Origin of the sequence: Mycobacterium hippophais (assembly GCF_027529605.1) — a bacterium.
GTDB lineage: Bacteria > Actinomycetota > Actinomycetes > Mycobacteriales > Mycobacteriaceae > Mycobacterium > Mycobacterium arseniciresistens.
Genome location: NZ_JAPZPY010000001.1, coordinates 189,962 through 203,022, shown reverse-complemented (window position 1 = coordinate 203,022; position 13,061 = coordinate 189,962). Strand labels below are relative to the sequence as shown.

The 13,061-nt window shown below is 70.7% G+C and carries 13 protein-coding genes; 9 read left to right on the top strand and 4 right to left on the bottom strand.

Annotated elements, in window-relative coordinates; all coding sequences use genetic code 11:
• Positions 1-4 precede the first annotated feature (4 nt).
• The gene (gene dapD, locus O6P37_RS00960) at positions 5-970 is read right to left on the bottom strand and encodes a 2,3,4,5-tetrahydropyridine-2,6-dicarboxylate N-succinyltransferase (RefSeq protein ID WP_269893131.1); all 966 of its coding nucleotides are present in this window, start codon (positions 968-970) and stop codon (positions 5-7) included.
• Positions 971-983: 13 nt separating this feature from the next.
• Between dapD and dapE the strand changes: the two genes are divergently transcribed.
• Together dapE and O6P37_RS00950 are read left to right on the top strand one after the other, a co-directional pair.
• The gene (gene dapE / locus O6P37_RS00955) at positions 984-2,051 is read left to right on the top strand and encodes a succinyl-diaminopimelate desuccinylase (RefSeq protein WP_269892318.1); all 1,068 of its coding nucleotides are present in this window, start codon (positions 984-986) and stop codon (positions 2,049-2,051) included.
• Between the two features lie 159 nt (positions 2,052-2,210).
• Positions 2,211-3,824 carry an ABC-F family ATP-binding cassette domain-containing protein gene (locus O6P37_RS00950; RefSeq protein ID WP_269892317.1) on the top strand — a complete coding sequence of 538 codons (1,614 nt, stop codon included), beginning with the start codon at positions 2,211-2,213 and terminating at the stop codon, positions 3,822-3,824.
• On the opposite strand, the gene O6P37_RS00945 is transcribed toward O6P37_RS00950, so the two are convergent.
• From O6P37_RS00945 to O6P37_RS00935, 3 genes are all read right to left on the bottom strand, one after another.
• Positions 3,817-4,548, bottom strand: coding sequence for a type VII secretion target (locus O6P37_RS00945; RefSeq protein WP_269892316.1), 732 nt, complete (start codon positions 4,546-4,548; stop codon positions 3,817-3,819). The two genes, O6P37_RS00950 and O6P37_RS00945, sit on opposite strands and share 8 nt — an antisense overlap.
• A 79-nt stretch (positions 4,549-4,627) precedes the next feature.
• A complete protein-coding gene (locus O6P37_RS00940) occupies positions 4,628-5,029 on the bottom strand; it encodes an ESX-1 secretion-associated protein (RefSeq protein WP_269892315.1) in 402 nt (133 codons plus the stop codon).
• 86 nt (positions 5,030-5,115) lie between these two features.
• Positions 5,116-7,185 (bottom strand): AAA family ATPase, encoded by a 2,070-nt coding sequence (locus tag O6P37_RS00935; protein ID WP_269892314.1) that lies wholly within the window; start codon positions 7,183-7,185, stop codon positions 5,116-5,118.
• 129 nt (positions 7,186-7,314) lie between these two features.
• Here O6P37_RS00935 and O6P37_RS00930 point away from each other — a divergent pair, with 129 nt between their 5' ends.
• The 7 genes from O6P37_RS00930 to O6P37_RS00900 all read left to right on the top strand — a co-directional run bounded on the left by O6P37_RS00930 (position 7,315) and on the right by O6P37_RS00900 (position 13,056).
• Positions 7,315-7,887, top strand: a complete 573-nt coding sequence (locus O6P37_RS00930; protein ID WP_269892313.1) for an LOG family protein — start codon at positions 7,315-7,317, stop codon at positions 7,885-7,887.
• 61 nt (positions 7,888-7,948) lie between these two features.
• Positions 7,949-9,757 (top strand): long-chain-acyl-CoA synthetase FadD6, encoded by a 1,809-nt coding sequence (gene fadD6, locus O6P37_RS00925; RefSeq protein WP_269892312.1) that lies wholly within the window; start codon positions 7,949-7,951, stop codon positions 9,755-9,757.
• A gap of 130 nt (positions 9,758-9,887) precedes the next feature.
• Complete coding sequence (gene folP / locus O6P37_RS00920; protein WP_269893130.1) at positions 9,888-10,712, top strand: dihydropteroate synthase; 825 nt, start codon at positions 9,888-9,890, stop codon at positions 10,710-10,712.
• Complete coding sequence (locus tag O6P37_RS00915; protein ID WP_269892311.1) at positions 10,709-11,671, top strand: glucosyl-3-phosphoglycerate synthase; 963 nt, start codon at positions 10,709-10,711, stop codon at positions 11,669-11,671. Before folP ends, O6P37_RS00915 begins: the two co-directional genes overlap by 4 nt.
• Positions 11,672-11,713: 42 nt before the next feature.
• On the top strand, positions 11,714-12,088 hold the full coding sequence (locus O6P37_RS00910) for a DivIVA domain-containing protein (RefSeq protein ID WP_264014289.1): 375 nt from the start codon (positions 11,714-11,716) through the stop codon (positions 12,086-12,088).
• Positions 12,085-12,711 carry a DNA-3-methyladenine glycosylase I gene (locus O6P37_RS00905; protein ID WP_408633086.1) on the top strand — a complete coding sequence of 209 codons (627 nt, stop codon included), beginning with the start codon at positions 12,085-12,087 and terminating at the stop codon, positions 12,709-12,711. The genes O6P37_RS00910 and O6P37_RS00905 overlap by 4 nt, the downstream gene beginning before the upstream one ends.
• A gap of 177 nt (positions 12,712-12,888) precedes the next feature.
• Positions 12,889-13,056: a DUF3117 domain-containing protein gene (locus O6P37_RS00900; protein ID WP_003406247.1), complete on the top strand. Its 168-nt coding sequence runs from the start codon at positions 12,889-12,891 to the stop codon at positions 13,054-13,056.
• Positions 13,057-13,061: the final 5 nt, after the last annotated feature.

Here is a 13,061-nt window from a genome sequence, read left to right as displayed (position 1 = left end):
TCGATCAGTTGGCGTGCAGCGCCTCGTTGAGCGTGATGCCGGTGCCGTCGCGCTTGACCACCTCGACCGCTCCGGACAGCGAATTGCGGCGGAACAGCAGGTTGTTCGCGCCCGACAGATCGCGCGCCTTGACGGTCTGCCCGTCGCCGGTCTGCACCTTGGTGCCTGCGGTGACGTAGAGGCCGGCCTCCACGACGCAGTCGTCGCCCAGCGAGATGCCCAGCCCGGCGTTGGCGCCGAGCAGGCACCGCTTGCCGACCGAGATGACGTTCTTCCCACCACCGGACAGGGTGCCCATGATCGACGCGCCACCGCCGACGTCCGACCCGTCGTCGACCACGACACCGGCCGAGATGCGGCCCTCGACCATCGAACTGCCGAGCGTTCCGGCGTTGAAGTTGACGAAGCCCTCGTGCATCACCGTGGTGCCCGTGGCCAGATGGGCGCCGAGGCGCACCCGGTCGGCATCGGCGATCCGCACGCCCGTCGGGACGACGTAGTCGACCATCCGCGGGAACTTGTCGATGCCGTAGACCGTCACCGGCCCGCGCCGGCGCAACCGGGCCCGCACAGTCTCGAAGCCGGGGACGGCGCACGGACCGAAGTTCGTCCACACGACGTTGGCCAGCACGCCGAACACGCCGTCCATGTTCGCTTCGTGCGGCTTGATCAGCCGGTGCGACAGCAGGTGTAGCCGCAGGTAGGCGTCGTAGCCGTCGGCCGGCTTGTCGGCCAGCGAGTCGATCACCGTGCGCACCACGACGGTCTCGACGTCGCGCTCGTCGTCGCGGCCGGCCAGCACCGCCAGTTCCTCGGGCACCTCGGCCACCGACAGCCGCACCGTGCCCGGATCGCCGCCGATGTTCAGGTCCGGCGCCGGGAACCAGGTGTCGAGCACCGTCCCGTCGGCCGCCAGCGTCGCAAGGCCGATTCCCACAGCAGAAGTCACGGTGCCACAGGCTACTGGAATAGGGTCTACTGCTGTGGCCCTGGACCTGCACGACGACCCGGTCGCGCTGACCGCCGCGCTGGTCGACATCCCCAGCGAATCGCGGCACGAGCAGCGCATCGCCGACGAGATCGAGGCCGCCCTGCGCGCACAGACCCACGGGTTCGAGATCGTCCGCAACGGTGACGCGGTGCTGGCGCGGACCAACCTCGGCCGGCCGTCGCGGGTTCTGCTGGCGGGGCACATCGACACCGTGCCCGCGGTCGACAACGTGCCGAGCCGGATGGACGGCGACGAACTGCACGGCTGCGGCACGTCGGACATGAAGTCCGGAGACGCGGTGTTCCTGCACCTGGCCGCCACCATCGCCGAGCCCAGCCACGACCTGACCGTGGTCATGTACGACTGCGAGGAGATCGAGGCGAGCGCCAACGGCCTCGGCCGCATCGAGCGTGAGCTGCCGGACTGGCTGCAGGCCGACGTCGCGATACTCGGCGAGCCGTCCGGCGGCTACATCGAAGCAGGCTGCCAGGGCACGCTGCGGGTGGTGGTCAGCGCGACGGGCACCAGGGCGCATTCGGCGCGATCGTGGCTCGGCGACAACGCGATTCACAAGCTCGGTGCGGTTCTCGACCGGTTGTCGGGATACGAGGCGCGCAGTGTCGACATCGACGGCTGCGTCTACCGCGAGGGGCTCTCGGCGGTGCGCATCGACGGCGGCGTCGCAGGCAACGTGATCCCGGACGCCGCGTCGGTGACGGTGAACTTCCGGTTCGCGCCGGATCGCAGCGTCGAACAGGCCCTCGCGCACGTGCACGAGATCCTCGACGGCCTCGACGTCCGGATCGACCAGACCGACGCCGCCCCCGGTGCGCTGCCCGGGCTGGGTCAACCCGCGGCGGCCAAGCTGGTCGAGGCCGCAGGCGGGCAGGTGCGGGCCAAGTATGGGTGGACCGACGTGGCACGGTTCGCGGCGCTGGGCATCCCCGCGGTCAACTACGGACCCGGCGATCCCAACCTCGCCCATCGCGCCGACGAACACGTGCAGATCGGCCGCATCACCGCGGCCACCGACATGCTGCGGGCATATTTAACCGCTTGACGGCGCTCCTAATGTGGTCAGCGGACGAATGTTCCCGATCGAGGTGGGCTGAAGACATGTGGGGAGACGACGACATCTCCGGATGATCCGGAGAGATCGCAGTCATCCATCGTCCTCACCGCGGCACCGGTGTGTCCGCGGCCCCACGAAAGCCTCCTCATGTCTTCGATCATCGCCACCAATCTGTCCTTCGCCTGGCCCGACGGCTCGGTCCAGTTCGCTGATCTGTCCTTCGCTCTCGGCGACGGCCGCACCGGCCTCGTCGCGCCGAACGGGGCGGGTAAGACCACCCTGCTCACGTTGATCGCCGGCGAACAGGTGCCGACCTCCGGCGCGGTCACGGTCGACGGAGTGCTGGCCTACCTGCCGCAGGCGCTGCCGTTCGACGCCGAACGGGGAGTCGCCGATGTGCTCGGAATCGCCGGTGTCATCGACGCTTTGGCCGCCCTCGCTGCCGGCGACGCCGGCGAGGACGTCTTCACCGCGATCGGTGACGACTGGGACGTCGAGGAGCGCGCCCGCGCTCAACTCGACCGCCTCGGCCTCGAACACGTCACGCTCGACCGCACACTGGGCTCGCTGTCCGGTGGTGAGGTGGTCACCCTGGGTCTGGCCGCTCAACTGCTGAAGCGGCCCGACGTGCTGCTGCTCGACGAGCCGACGAACAATCTGGACGCCGACGCCCGGCACGCGCTGTACGCCGCGCTCGACGACTTCACCGGGTGTCTGGTGGTGGTGAGTCACGACCGGGTGCTGCTCGACCGGATGGATCAGATCGCCGAGCTGTACCGCGGCGAGATGCGGTTCTACGGCGGCGGTTTCACTGCATACGAGGAGACCGTCGCGGCGGACCAGCGGCTCGCCGAGAGCAACCTGCGCAACGCAGGGCAGCAGCTCAAGCGGGAGAAGCGGCAGATGCAGCAGGCCCGCGAACGCGCGGCCCGCCGGTCGGGCACCGCCGCGCGCAACGTCAAGGACGCCGGGCTGCCGAAGATCATCGCCGGTGCGATGAAGCGCAGGGCGCAGGAGTCGGCGGGCCGGGCCGACGACGTGCACGCCAAGCGCGTCGATGACGCGCGCACCCGGCTCGACGACGCCGAGCGGGCGCTGCGCGACGACGATGCCATCGTGCTCGACCTGCCCGCCACGGCCGTGCCCGCCGGACGCACCGTGCTGACGGCGGAGGCGCTACAGGTGGTTCGTGACGGCCGGAAACTGTTCGTCGACAACGGCATCGAGTTGGCCATCCAGGGGCCGGAACGGATCGCGCTGACCGGTCCGAACGGGGCGGGGAAGTCGACACTGCTGCGTCTGATCTCCGGCGACCTGCAGCCCGACGCCGGCAGCGTGCGGCGCGCCGACGGCCGGGTGGCCTACCTCTCGCAGCGACTGGACCTGCTCGATCCGCAGCGCTCGGTCGCCGAGAGCCTGGCCGAGTCCGCGCCGAGCCTCCCGCACACCCGCCGGATGCATCTGTTGGCGCAGTTCCTCTTCCGCGGCGACCGCATCCATCTGCCGGTCGGCGCGCTGTCGGGCGGCGAGCGACTGCGCGCCACCCTCGCGTGTGTGCTGTTCGCAGAACCGGCGCCCCAGCTGCTCCTGCTCGACGAACCGACCAACAACCTCGACCTGGTGAGCATCGGGCAGCTGGAGGCGGCGCTCAACGCCTACCAGGGCGCGTTCGTGGTGGTGAGTCACGATGACCGCTTCCTCGACGAGATCGCGGTGCAGCGCCGGCTGCGGCTCGAGGGTGGTGCGCTGGCGGCTAGATGAGTGTCGTGTCGCCGACCGGGGGACGCGTGGGCGCAGGCGCGGGCCGCTCGTCCTCGGGCTTCTGCTCGGGCTCGGACTGCTCGCCCGGCGGCCGGTCGTCCGCGTCGGCCTTCTCGTCGCCCGCCGGCCGGTCGTTCTCCCCGGCCGGTGCGCCGCCACCGGCATCGGCGGGCGCGGCCTCACCGCCGGCCGGCCCGGTCGCCGCGGCGGCGGTCTCCGCTCCGGCGCCGGTCGCCGTCTCGACGATGCCCTGCACGCCCTGCAGCACCTGCGCCGGGATCTGGCCGAGCCCGGCGACGGCTTGACCGGCCGTCTGCGCGAGCTGACTCACCTGCTGGCCGGCCTGCTGACTGAGCTGACTGAGCATCTGACCCGCACCCGACGATGCGCTGTTCGCGGACGACGGCGATCCCGCCGAACCCGCCGCGGCGTTGATCGCCTCCGCGCCCTGCTGGTCGCCCTGCTCGTAGAGGCCCGCCGATTTGAGCAGACCCTCCGCCAGCTGCTGGGCCTTGGACGTCGTCGAGGTCAGTGCGCCGCCGCGGGCGCCGAGCAGATCGCCGAGGGCAGTCGTCACACCCGAGGCGATGTTGCCGTAGGTCGTCGAGACCGCGGAGATGTCGGGGGTGTTCGCAGAGACCTGTGAGACGGCATCGGCGACGTCTCCATGCTGCTGGGAGTACGTGCGCAGGCTCCCGAGCTGGACGGACAGCTGCCCTGACATGTGTCACTCTTTCGGTTCGACGGCGACGTGCAGCAATCCTAAAGCCGCACGGTCACTGCTCGTCGCACCAATGCGCCGGTCAGCCGGGGCGACCGCCAGGAACCGGCAGGGGAGCGGGCGCCTCAGGTACCGGGACCGTGGTGACATCCGGGAACGGGAAGTCCAGACCGCCGCCCCACGCGGCTCGGATCCTCTGTGCCCCGTCGTCGTCGATCCCGTCGTACGTGCGCGCCGCCGTGCGCAACATCTCCGCGATCGCGTCGCCGCTGCCTGCGGTCGTCTGCAGACTTCCCAGACGCGCGCCGAGCAGTTCCTTCAACGCGGCCTGCATGCCGAACCCGATGGTGCCGTGCGTCGACGCCACCCCGGCCGCGTCGGGGGCGCGCTCAGCCAGCCGGGCGATGTCGGTGGCGACGTCGGTGTGGGCACGTGAGAAGGCGCGCAGATCGCCGGTTTCGACGGACAACGGCTCACTGCTCACGACGCACCTCCTGGCTCGGCTGGTGTGTCGAGCCTAAGCGCGAGCTGTTGGCGCGCTCTGCACCAATTTCGATGGGCGCCGCGAACCTACGACGGACGGGATGCCGTCGCCTGCCGACGCGCATCGCGCGCGGCGCCGCGCATCCCGACCGCATCGAACTCCGCGGCGACCGCGTCCAGTGCCGAATGGTCCCCTGCGGTCAGGGCTTTCGCGTACTCGAGGGTGAGCCTGCCGAACACGCAGCTCACGTCCAGCCGCGCGAGCGTGTCGGCGGCCCGCGTGTCGCCCAACCGCACCGCGTCGAGCAGCGCCCGCAGCGCCATCGCCGTCTGCCCGCCCCGCTCCGCCGTCTTGGCCGCATCCCTCGCGGCCGCCACCGCCGCGTGCACGTCCCGGCGCGCGTGGTGCGTCCACGCCCTGGCCAGCATCAGTTCCGGAGCGAACAGCATCGACTTGAGGCCGTGCCGGGACTCCGCGCGCGCCAGCGTCTTTCCCACCTCGACCGTCGCGCCCTGCTGACCGAGGGCCTGGGTCAACAACATCCACGCCAGTGACGCCCACGAATATCCGGTCGGTGTCAGCTCCGCCGTGGCGCGGCGCAGCAGTTCGGTGGCCGTGTCCAGGTCACCCTGGGCGATCAGCACGTCGGCGAGGACCACCTCGCCGATCGCCCGGCCCGGCTGCTGCAGCTGCGCGTCATCGGCCAGCTCCCGCGCCAGCTCCTCGGCCCGTTGCAGCTCGCCGGCCATCAGCAGCGCGGTGGTCTGGCCGAAGCCACTGGTGAAGCGCAACAGGCCCGGATGGTCGGCGGCCTGCGCCCGCTCGGCCATCGCGTCCACCTCTGCGAACCGGCCGAGCCTGGCGCAGGCGAGCGCGGCGGCCGAGGCGGCCCAGCCCACCGCCGTGCCGTCGGCCTCGGGCGTCGCCAACACCTCGGTGGCGATCTCCACCGCCCGGGCCGGCGTCCCGGCGTTCATCGCGAAGGTCGCCGACAGCGCATCGACCGTCGCGCGGGCGCCCGGTGCGGACACCCGGCCGCGCACCGTGCGCAGGAACGCCGTCGCGCGTTCCGGCTCCGACAGCATCCAGAACTGGTTCGCCGCCCGCGGCAGCGCCCACTCCATCAGGTCGCCCTCGCTGAGTCCGGCGGGGTCGATCGCGGCCAGCACGGCGTCGGCGTCACGGCCGCGGCCCTGCCAGGCCAGGGCGTAGGCCAGGGGGAGCCGGGTGGCCAGCCCGCTGGCGGGGGTGACCGCCGCGCGGCCCAGCTGCTCGCTGAGGTCGAGGTCGCCCAGCCGCAGCGCCTCGGCCGCCGCATCGGCCATGACGTCGCCCGGCAGCTCGAAATCGCTCTCGGCCGCCAGGACGGCCAGCCACAGCCGGTCGACCACCCCGCCCGGCCCGGCCGCGGCCAGCCGCTCCACGAGTTCGGTGCGCATCCGGCGCAGATCCGGTCCGCCGAGTTCGTCGCGGGCCGCGTCGACGAACAGCGGATGCCCGGCCCGCACCAGCTCGCCGTCGACGTCGATCAGGCCGTGGCGCCGCGCGTCGGCGACCGCGTCGTCGCCCACCAGCGCCAGCAGCACCGGCAGGGGCACCGGATCGGTGACCACCAGGTAGTGCACCGCTCTGCGGGTGGCCGCGGGCAGGTCGGCCAGGAACTCCGCCACCTGGGTCTCCAGCCGGGCATCGTCGTGAGCCGCCGGGTCCACGTCCACCCGGGCCAGCAGGTCGTCGTTCCACAGCGCGGCCACCTCGTCGGTCGCCGGGCCGCCGACGGTGACGACCAGCCGCGTCTTGCCGCCCACCGCGAGCCGGTGCAGCAGTGTCGCCGACAGCCGGTCCAGCAGGTGCGCGTCGTCGACCACGATCAGCCGCCCGGCCAGCGCCGCCTCGGCGGACCGCAGCACGGCCGCCGTCTTGCCCCGCGCCGGGATGTCGACGACGTCGCGGAAGGCGCCGAAGGGCACCGCGCCTGCCGGCGCCGTCGCGATCACCCAGTCGGCGGGCCCGAGGCGCTCGACCGTCCGCCGCGCCAGCGTGGTCTTGCCGACCCCGGCCGGACCGATCAGCACCACGCCGCCGCGGTCCCGCAGGCCCGCCTCGAGCGCCCGCAGCGCCGGTTCGTGGTCAGTGGTCACCCAGTCGACAGGCACCGCCGGATCCTATGGCCCGCAGCTCAACAGCAACCGCGGAATCCCGATGCCGGCCGGTCCGACGGGTCGGCGCCGCTCGTGCGGGTCGGCCGCTCGTCGGGCCCGGCGTCCCTCGTCTAGGTTGTCGGGGTGCCATCCCCAGCCGATCCCGTCGCCGACCGCCAGTGGGCGGTGTGCGTGTACTGCGCGTCGGGTCCGACGCACCCCGAACTGATGGACCTCGCCACCCGGGTGGGGGTGGCGATCGCCGACCGCGGCTGGACGCTGGTGTCCGGCGGGGGCAACGTCTCGGCGATGGGCGCTGTCGCCGACGGCGCGCGCTCGCGCGGCGGCCGGACCATCGGCGTGATCCCCAAGGCGCTGGTGCACCGCGAGCTGGCCGACGTCGAGGCCGACGAACTCGTCGTCACCGACACCATGCGGGAGCGCAAGCAGGTGATGGAGGACCGCGCCGACGCCTTCATTGCGCTGCCCGGTGGCATCGGCACGCTCGAGGAATTCTTCGAAGCCTGGACCGCCGGATATTTGGGTATGCATACCAAACCCCTGGTCATGCTCGACCCGTTCGGGCACTACGCCGGCCTGATGGCGTGGTTGCACGGCCTGGTCGACAGCGGCTATGTCGCCCCCGGGGCGCTGGACCGGCTGGTTGTCGTCGACGACGTCGACGCCGCCATGGCGGTATGCGCACCGGCCGGGTGATGGCAGTCACATGCGGGGATAGGGTGTTGCGCACATACGACCACCGGAGGGGACGCACCGCATGACCGACGAGAAATCCGGCAAGCGCAGCAGCGTGGGGCTGCTCGACATCGCCAGCCGCGTGCCGGGCCTACTGATGGATGCGCCGACCATCGTGCGGGGTGTGGTGACCGGCTTCGGCGCCCGCCCGTCGGCCAAGACCTCGATCGGCAAGGTCTTCCAGGACCGGGCGGCCCGCTACGGCGACAAGCTGTTCCTGAAGTTCGAGGACCAGGAGCTCACCTACCGCGCGGCGAACGAGACCGTCAACCGCTACGCGGCGGTGCTCGCGGCCCGCGGCGTCGGCCACGGCGACGTCGTCGGCATCATGCTGAAGAACTCCCCGGAACCGGTGCTGATCATGCTTGCGGCGGTCAAGTGCGGCGCCATCTCCGGGATGCTCAACTACAACCAGCGCGGCGACGTGCTCGAGCACAGCCTCGGCCTGCTCTCGGCGACCGTCGTCGTCGCCGACCCGGACTTCGTCGATCCGATCAAGGAGAGCGGCGCGGACACCGATGCGCTGCTCACCCTCGACGAACTCAAGCGGCTCGCGGCGGAGGCACCGACCGAGAACCCCTCCACCGCGTCGGCCGTGCTGGCCAAGGACAAGGCGTTCTACATCTTCACCTCCGGCACCACCGGAATGCCCAAGGCCAGCGTGATGACGCACTACCGCTGGCTGCGCGCACTCGCCGGGTTCGGCGGCCTCGGCATGCGACTCAACAGTGACGACACCCTGTACTGCTGCCTGCCGCTCTATCACAACAATGCGCTGACGGTGGCGCTGTCGGCGGTGCTCAACTCTGGCGCGACGCTGGCGCTCGGCAAGTCGTTCTCCGCGTCGAAATTCTGGGACGACGTGATCCGGTACGACGCGACCGCGTTCGTCTACATCGGCGAGATCTGCACCTACCTGCTCAACCAGCCGGAGAAGGACACCGACCGCAAGCACCGGGTGCGGGTGATCGGCGGCAACGGCCTGCGGCCCGCGATCTGGGACGACTTCACCGAGCGGTTCGGTATCGACCGGGTGTGTGAGTTCTACGCCGCCAGCGAGGGCAACACCGCCTTCGTCAACTTCTTCAATGTCGACAAGACCACCGGCATCTGCCCGACGCCCGTCGCCTTCGTCGAGTACGACGAGGAATCCGGTGACCCGGTGCGCGACGACAAGGGCCGGGTCAAGAAGGTCAAGAACGGTGAGCCGGGCCTGCTGCTGTCCAAGGTGAGCAGCTTTCAGCCGTTCGACGGCTACACCGACGAGAAGGAGTCGGAGAAGAAGCTCGTCCGCGACGCGTTCAAGAAGGGTGACGTCTGGTTCAACACCGGAGACCTGATGCGGTCGCAGGGCTTCGGGCACGCCGCGTTCACCGACCGCTTGGGCGACACGTTCCGCTGGAAGGGTGAGAACGTCGCCACCACCGAGGTCGAGGCCGCGGTCTCCAGCGACCCGCAGGTCGAGGAGTGCACGGTGTTCGGCGTCGAGGTGCCCGACACCGGCGGCAAGGCGGGCATGGTGGCCGTCCAGCTCAAGGATGGCAAGGAGTTCGACGGCAAGGCGCTGGCGAAGGCCGCCTTCGAGAAGCTGCCCCCTTATGCGGTGCCGCTGTTCGTGCGGGTGGTCGAGGAACTCGCGCACACCTCGACGTTCAAGAGCCAGAAGGTCGACCTGCGCAAGGAGGGCTACGGCGGCAACTCCGGCGAGGGCGACGAAGAGGCGAACGACATCGAGGATCCGATCTACGTGTTGTCCGGCAAGGACGAGGGCTACGTCGAGTACTACGACGAGTACCTGGCCGAGGTGAAGGACGGCAAGAAGCCGAAGTAGCCGGGTGATTCGGGCGCGGTGTCGTTCGCTGAGCGAACGTGACCGCGCCGAAATCGCGGGCGTCGTTAGCCTGGATGGCGTGGCGGCGACTTTTCTCGGCCGCCCGGTCGCCGGTGACCGGGCTCTGATCATGGCGATCGTGAATCGCACGCCGGACTCGTTCTACGACCGCGGCGCCACGTTCAGCGACGACGCCGCCAAGCATGCCGCGCACCGCGTGATCGCCGACGGCGCCGACGTCGTCGACATCGGCGGGGTGAAGGCCGGGCCCGGAGTGGTGGTCGACGCGGCCGAGGAGATCGCGCGCGTCGTGCCGTTCATCGAGTGGCTGCGAGGCGCGTACCCGGACGTGGTGATCAGTGTCGACACCTGGCGCGCGGAGGTGGCCAAGGCCGCATGCGCGGCGGGCGCCGACCTGATCAACGACACCTGGGGCGGGCACGACCGGGACCTGCCCGAGGTGGCCGCGGAGTTCGGCGCGGGGCTGGTGTGCTCGCACACCGGCGGCGCCGTCCCGCGGACCAGGCCCTTCCGTGTGCACTACGGCATCTCCGAGCGCGGAGTGGTCGACGACGTCATTGCCGAGGTGACGCAGTCGGCCGAACGGGCCGTCGCCGCCGGAGTCCCGAAAGACCGCGTGCTGATCGATCCGACGCACGATTTCGGCAAGAACACTTACCACGGTCTTACTTTGTTGCGTCACGTGGAAGACCTTGTAAAAACTGGATGGCCGGTCCTGATGGCCCTGAGCAACAAGGACTTCGTCGGGGAGACTCTCGGTGTGGGTCTGACCGAACGCCTGGAGGGCACTCTCGCCGCCACCGCACTCGCGGCAGCGGCAGGAGCGGCCATGTTCCGTGTGCACGAGGTCGGACCCACTCGACGCGTACTGGAGATGGTCGCGTCGATACAGGGCGTGCGTCCACCGACGCGCACGGTGAGGGGACTGGCATGACTGCGATATCCGATCTTGCGGCCGATCTGACTGATGCCGAGGCGATCGCACGGCACCGCTGGCTCGCCGACCACAGCTGGAACCGACCGTCGTGGACCGTCGCCGAACTCGAGGCCGCCAAGGCGGGCCGCACCGTTTCGGTGGTGCTGCCCGCGCTCAACGAAGAGGCGACGGTGGCCAGCGTGGTCGAGACCATCACGCCACTGCTCGGCGGCCTCGTCGACGAACTGATCGTGCTCGACTCCGGCTCCACTGACGACACCGCCATCCGCGCCATGGCCGCCGGTGCGCGGGTGATCAGCCGTGAGTCGGCGCTGCCCGAGGTGGCGCCGCAACCGGGCAAGGGCGAGGTGCTGTGGCGGTCGCTGGCGGCCACCACTGGCGACGTGATCGCGTTCGTCGACTCCGACCTGATCGACCCCGATCCGATGTTCGTGCCGAAACTGCTGGGGCCGCTGCTCACCTGCGACGGCGTGCACCTGGTCAAGGGCTTCTACCGCCGTCCGCTCAAGGTCAGTGGCAGTGAGGACGCCAACGGCGGCGGCCGGGTCACCGAACTGGTGGCGCGTCCGCTGCTGGCCTCGCTGCGCCCAGAACTGACCTGCGTGCTCCAGCCGTTGGGCGGCGAGTACGCGGGCACCCGCGAGCTGCTGACGGCGGTGCCGTTCGCCCCGGGCTACGGCGTGGAGATCGGCCTGCTGGTCGACGCCTACGACCGGCTCGGCCTCGACGCGCTGGCCCAGGTGAACCTCGGCGTGCGGGTGCACCGCAACCGTCCCCTGACCGAACTGGCGTCGATGAGCCGGCAGGTGATCGCCACCCTGCTCACGCGGTGCGGCATCACCGACTCCGGGGTGGGGCTCACCCAGTTCTTCGCCGACGGTGACGGCTACACCCCGCGCTCGTCCGGGGTGTCGCTGGAGGACCGGCCACCGATGGTGACGCTGCGCCCCCGCTGACCTTCTCGCGGGCTGTCACACCGGTCAGGCAGTATCGGGGGCGTGACCCTGATCCTGCTGTACCTGGTCGTGCTGGTGCTGGTGGCCATCGTGCTCTTCGCGGTGGGCAGCGTCCTTTTCGGCCGGGGAGAGTCGTTGCCGCCCCTGCCCCGCGACACCACGGCCACCGTGCTGCCGGCCTCGGGCGTCACCGGCGTGGACGTCGAGGCGCTCAAGTTCACCCAGACCCTGCGCGGCTACAAGGCCAGTGAGGTCGACTGGGTGCTCGACCGGCTCGGCCAGGAGCTCGACCAGCTGCGCGGTGAACTCGCCGCGGTGCGCGGTGCGCACGGACTCGATGCGGACACCGGGGCCCGGCGGGACCCCGCCGAGGCCGGGGCGCACGCCGCGCCGTCGGGCGAGCCGGACCAGCCGTGAGCACGCCCATCGAGGACGACGGCAGGACGCGGTGCGGCTGGATCGACCAGAGCCGGCTGGCGCCCCCGGATTTCGCCCTCTACCGCGACTACCACGACACCGAGTGGGGCGTGCCGCTGCACGACGCGGGCGCGCTGTTCGAGCGCATCAGCCTCGAGGCCTTCCAGAGCGGGCTGTCCTGGCTGATCATCCTGCGCAAGAGGGACAACTTCCGGCGTGCCTTCGCCGGCTTCGACGCCGAGAAGGTCGCCCGGTTCACCGACCGCGACGTCGACCGCCTGCTGGCCGACACCGGGATCGTGCGCAACCGCGCGAAGATCGACGCCACCATCGCCAACGCGCGCGCGGTCGCCGACCTCACCGACGCCGGAGAGGACCTCGGCGAGCTGCTGTGGTCCTTCGCGCCTGCGGCCCGGCCGCGGCCCGCCGACCTCTCGCAGGTTCCCGCCGTCACACCGGAATCCACCGCGATGGCCAAGGAGCTCAAGCGGCGCGGGTTCCGGTTCGTCGGTCCGACGACGGCGTATGCGTTGATGCAGGCCACCGGGATGGTCGACGACCACGTCGCGGACTGCTGGGTTCCAGCCGCCGCTGGGCAGCGCACCGGGGCCGTCGCGGACTGATCTTGGCGGCGTCGCGGGCGCGTCATCGACGGGTCTTGCACATCCACCCCGGTGGATAGGGAACAATAGAGGTCGTAGCAGTTCAGCGCCGGGTGCTGCCGACGAGTGGGCAGCCCGGCCGACCAGGTGTGGCGCAGCCACACTTGGCGGGATGGTTCATGGTGGAGGGAGCACTCGATGGCGGCGATGAAGCCCCGGACCGGCGACGGTCCTCTGGAAGCAACCAAGGAGGGGCGCGGCATCGTGATGCGGGTACCACTTGAAGGCGGTGGTCGACTCGTCGTCGAACTCACACCCGACGAGGCGGCCGCCTTGGGCGACGAACTCAAGGGCGTCACCAGCTAGTCGGC

Excerpts from the sequence above, each read along its gene's own strand:
- O6P37_RS00950 (WP_269892317.1), top strand. The coding sequence starts at position 2,211 with ATGTCTTCGATCATCGCCACCAATCTGTCCTTCGCCTGGCCCGACGGC.
- O6P37_RS00945 (WP_269892316.1), bottom strand. The coding sequence starts at position 4,548 with ATGTCAGGGCAGCTGTCCGTCCAGCTCGGGAGCCTGCGCACGTACTCC.
- fadD6 (WP_269892312.1), top strand. The coding sequence starts at position 7,949 with ATGACCGACGAGAAATCCGGCAAGCGCAGCAGCGTGGGGCTGCTCGAC.
- folP (WP_269893130.1), top strand. The coding sequence starts at position 9,888 with ATGGCGATCGTGAATCGCACGCCGGACTCGTTCTACGACCGCGGCGCC.
- O6P37_RS00915 (WP_269892311.1), top strand. The coding sequence starts at position 10,709 with ATGACTGCGATATCCGATCTTGCGGCCGATCTGACTGATGCCGAGGCG.
- O6P37_RS00900 (WP_003406247.1), top strand. The coding sequence starts at position 12,889 with ATGGCGGCGATGAAGCCCCGGACCGGCGACGGTCCTCTGGAAGCAACC.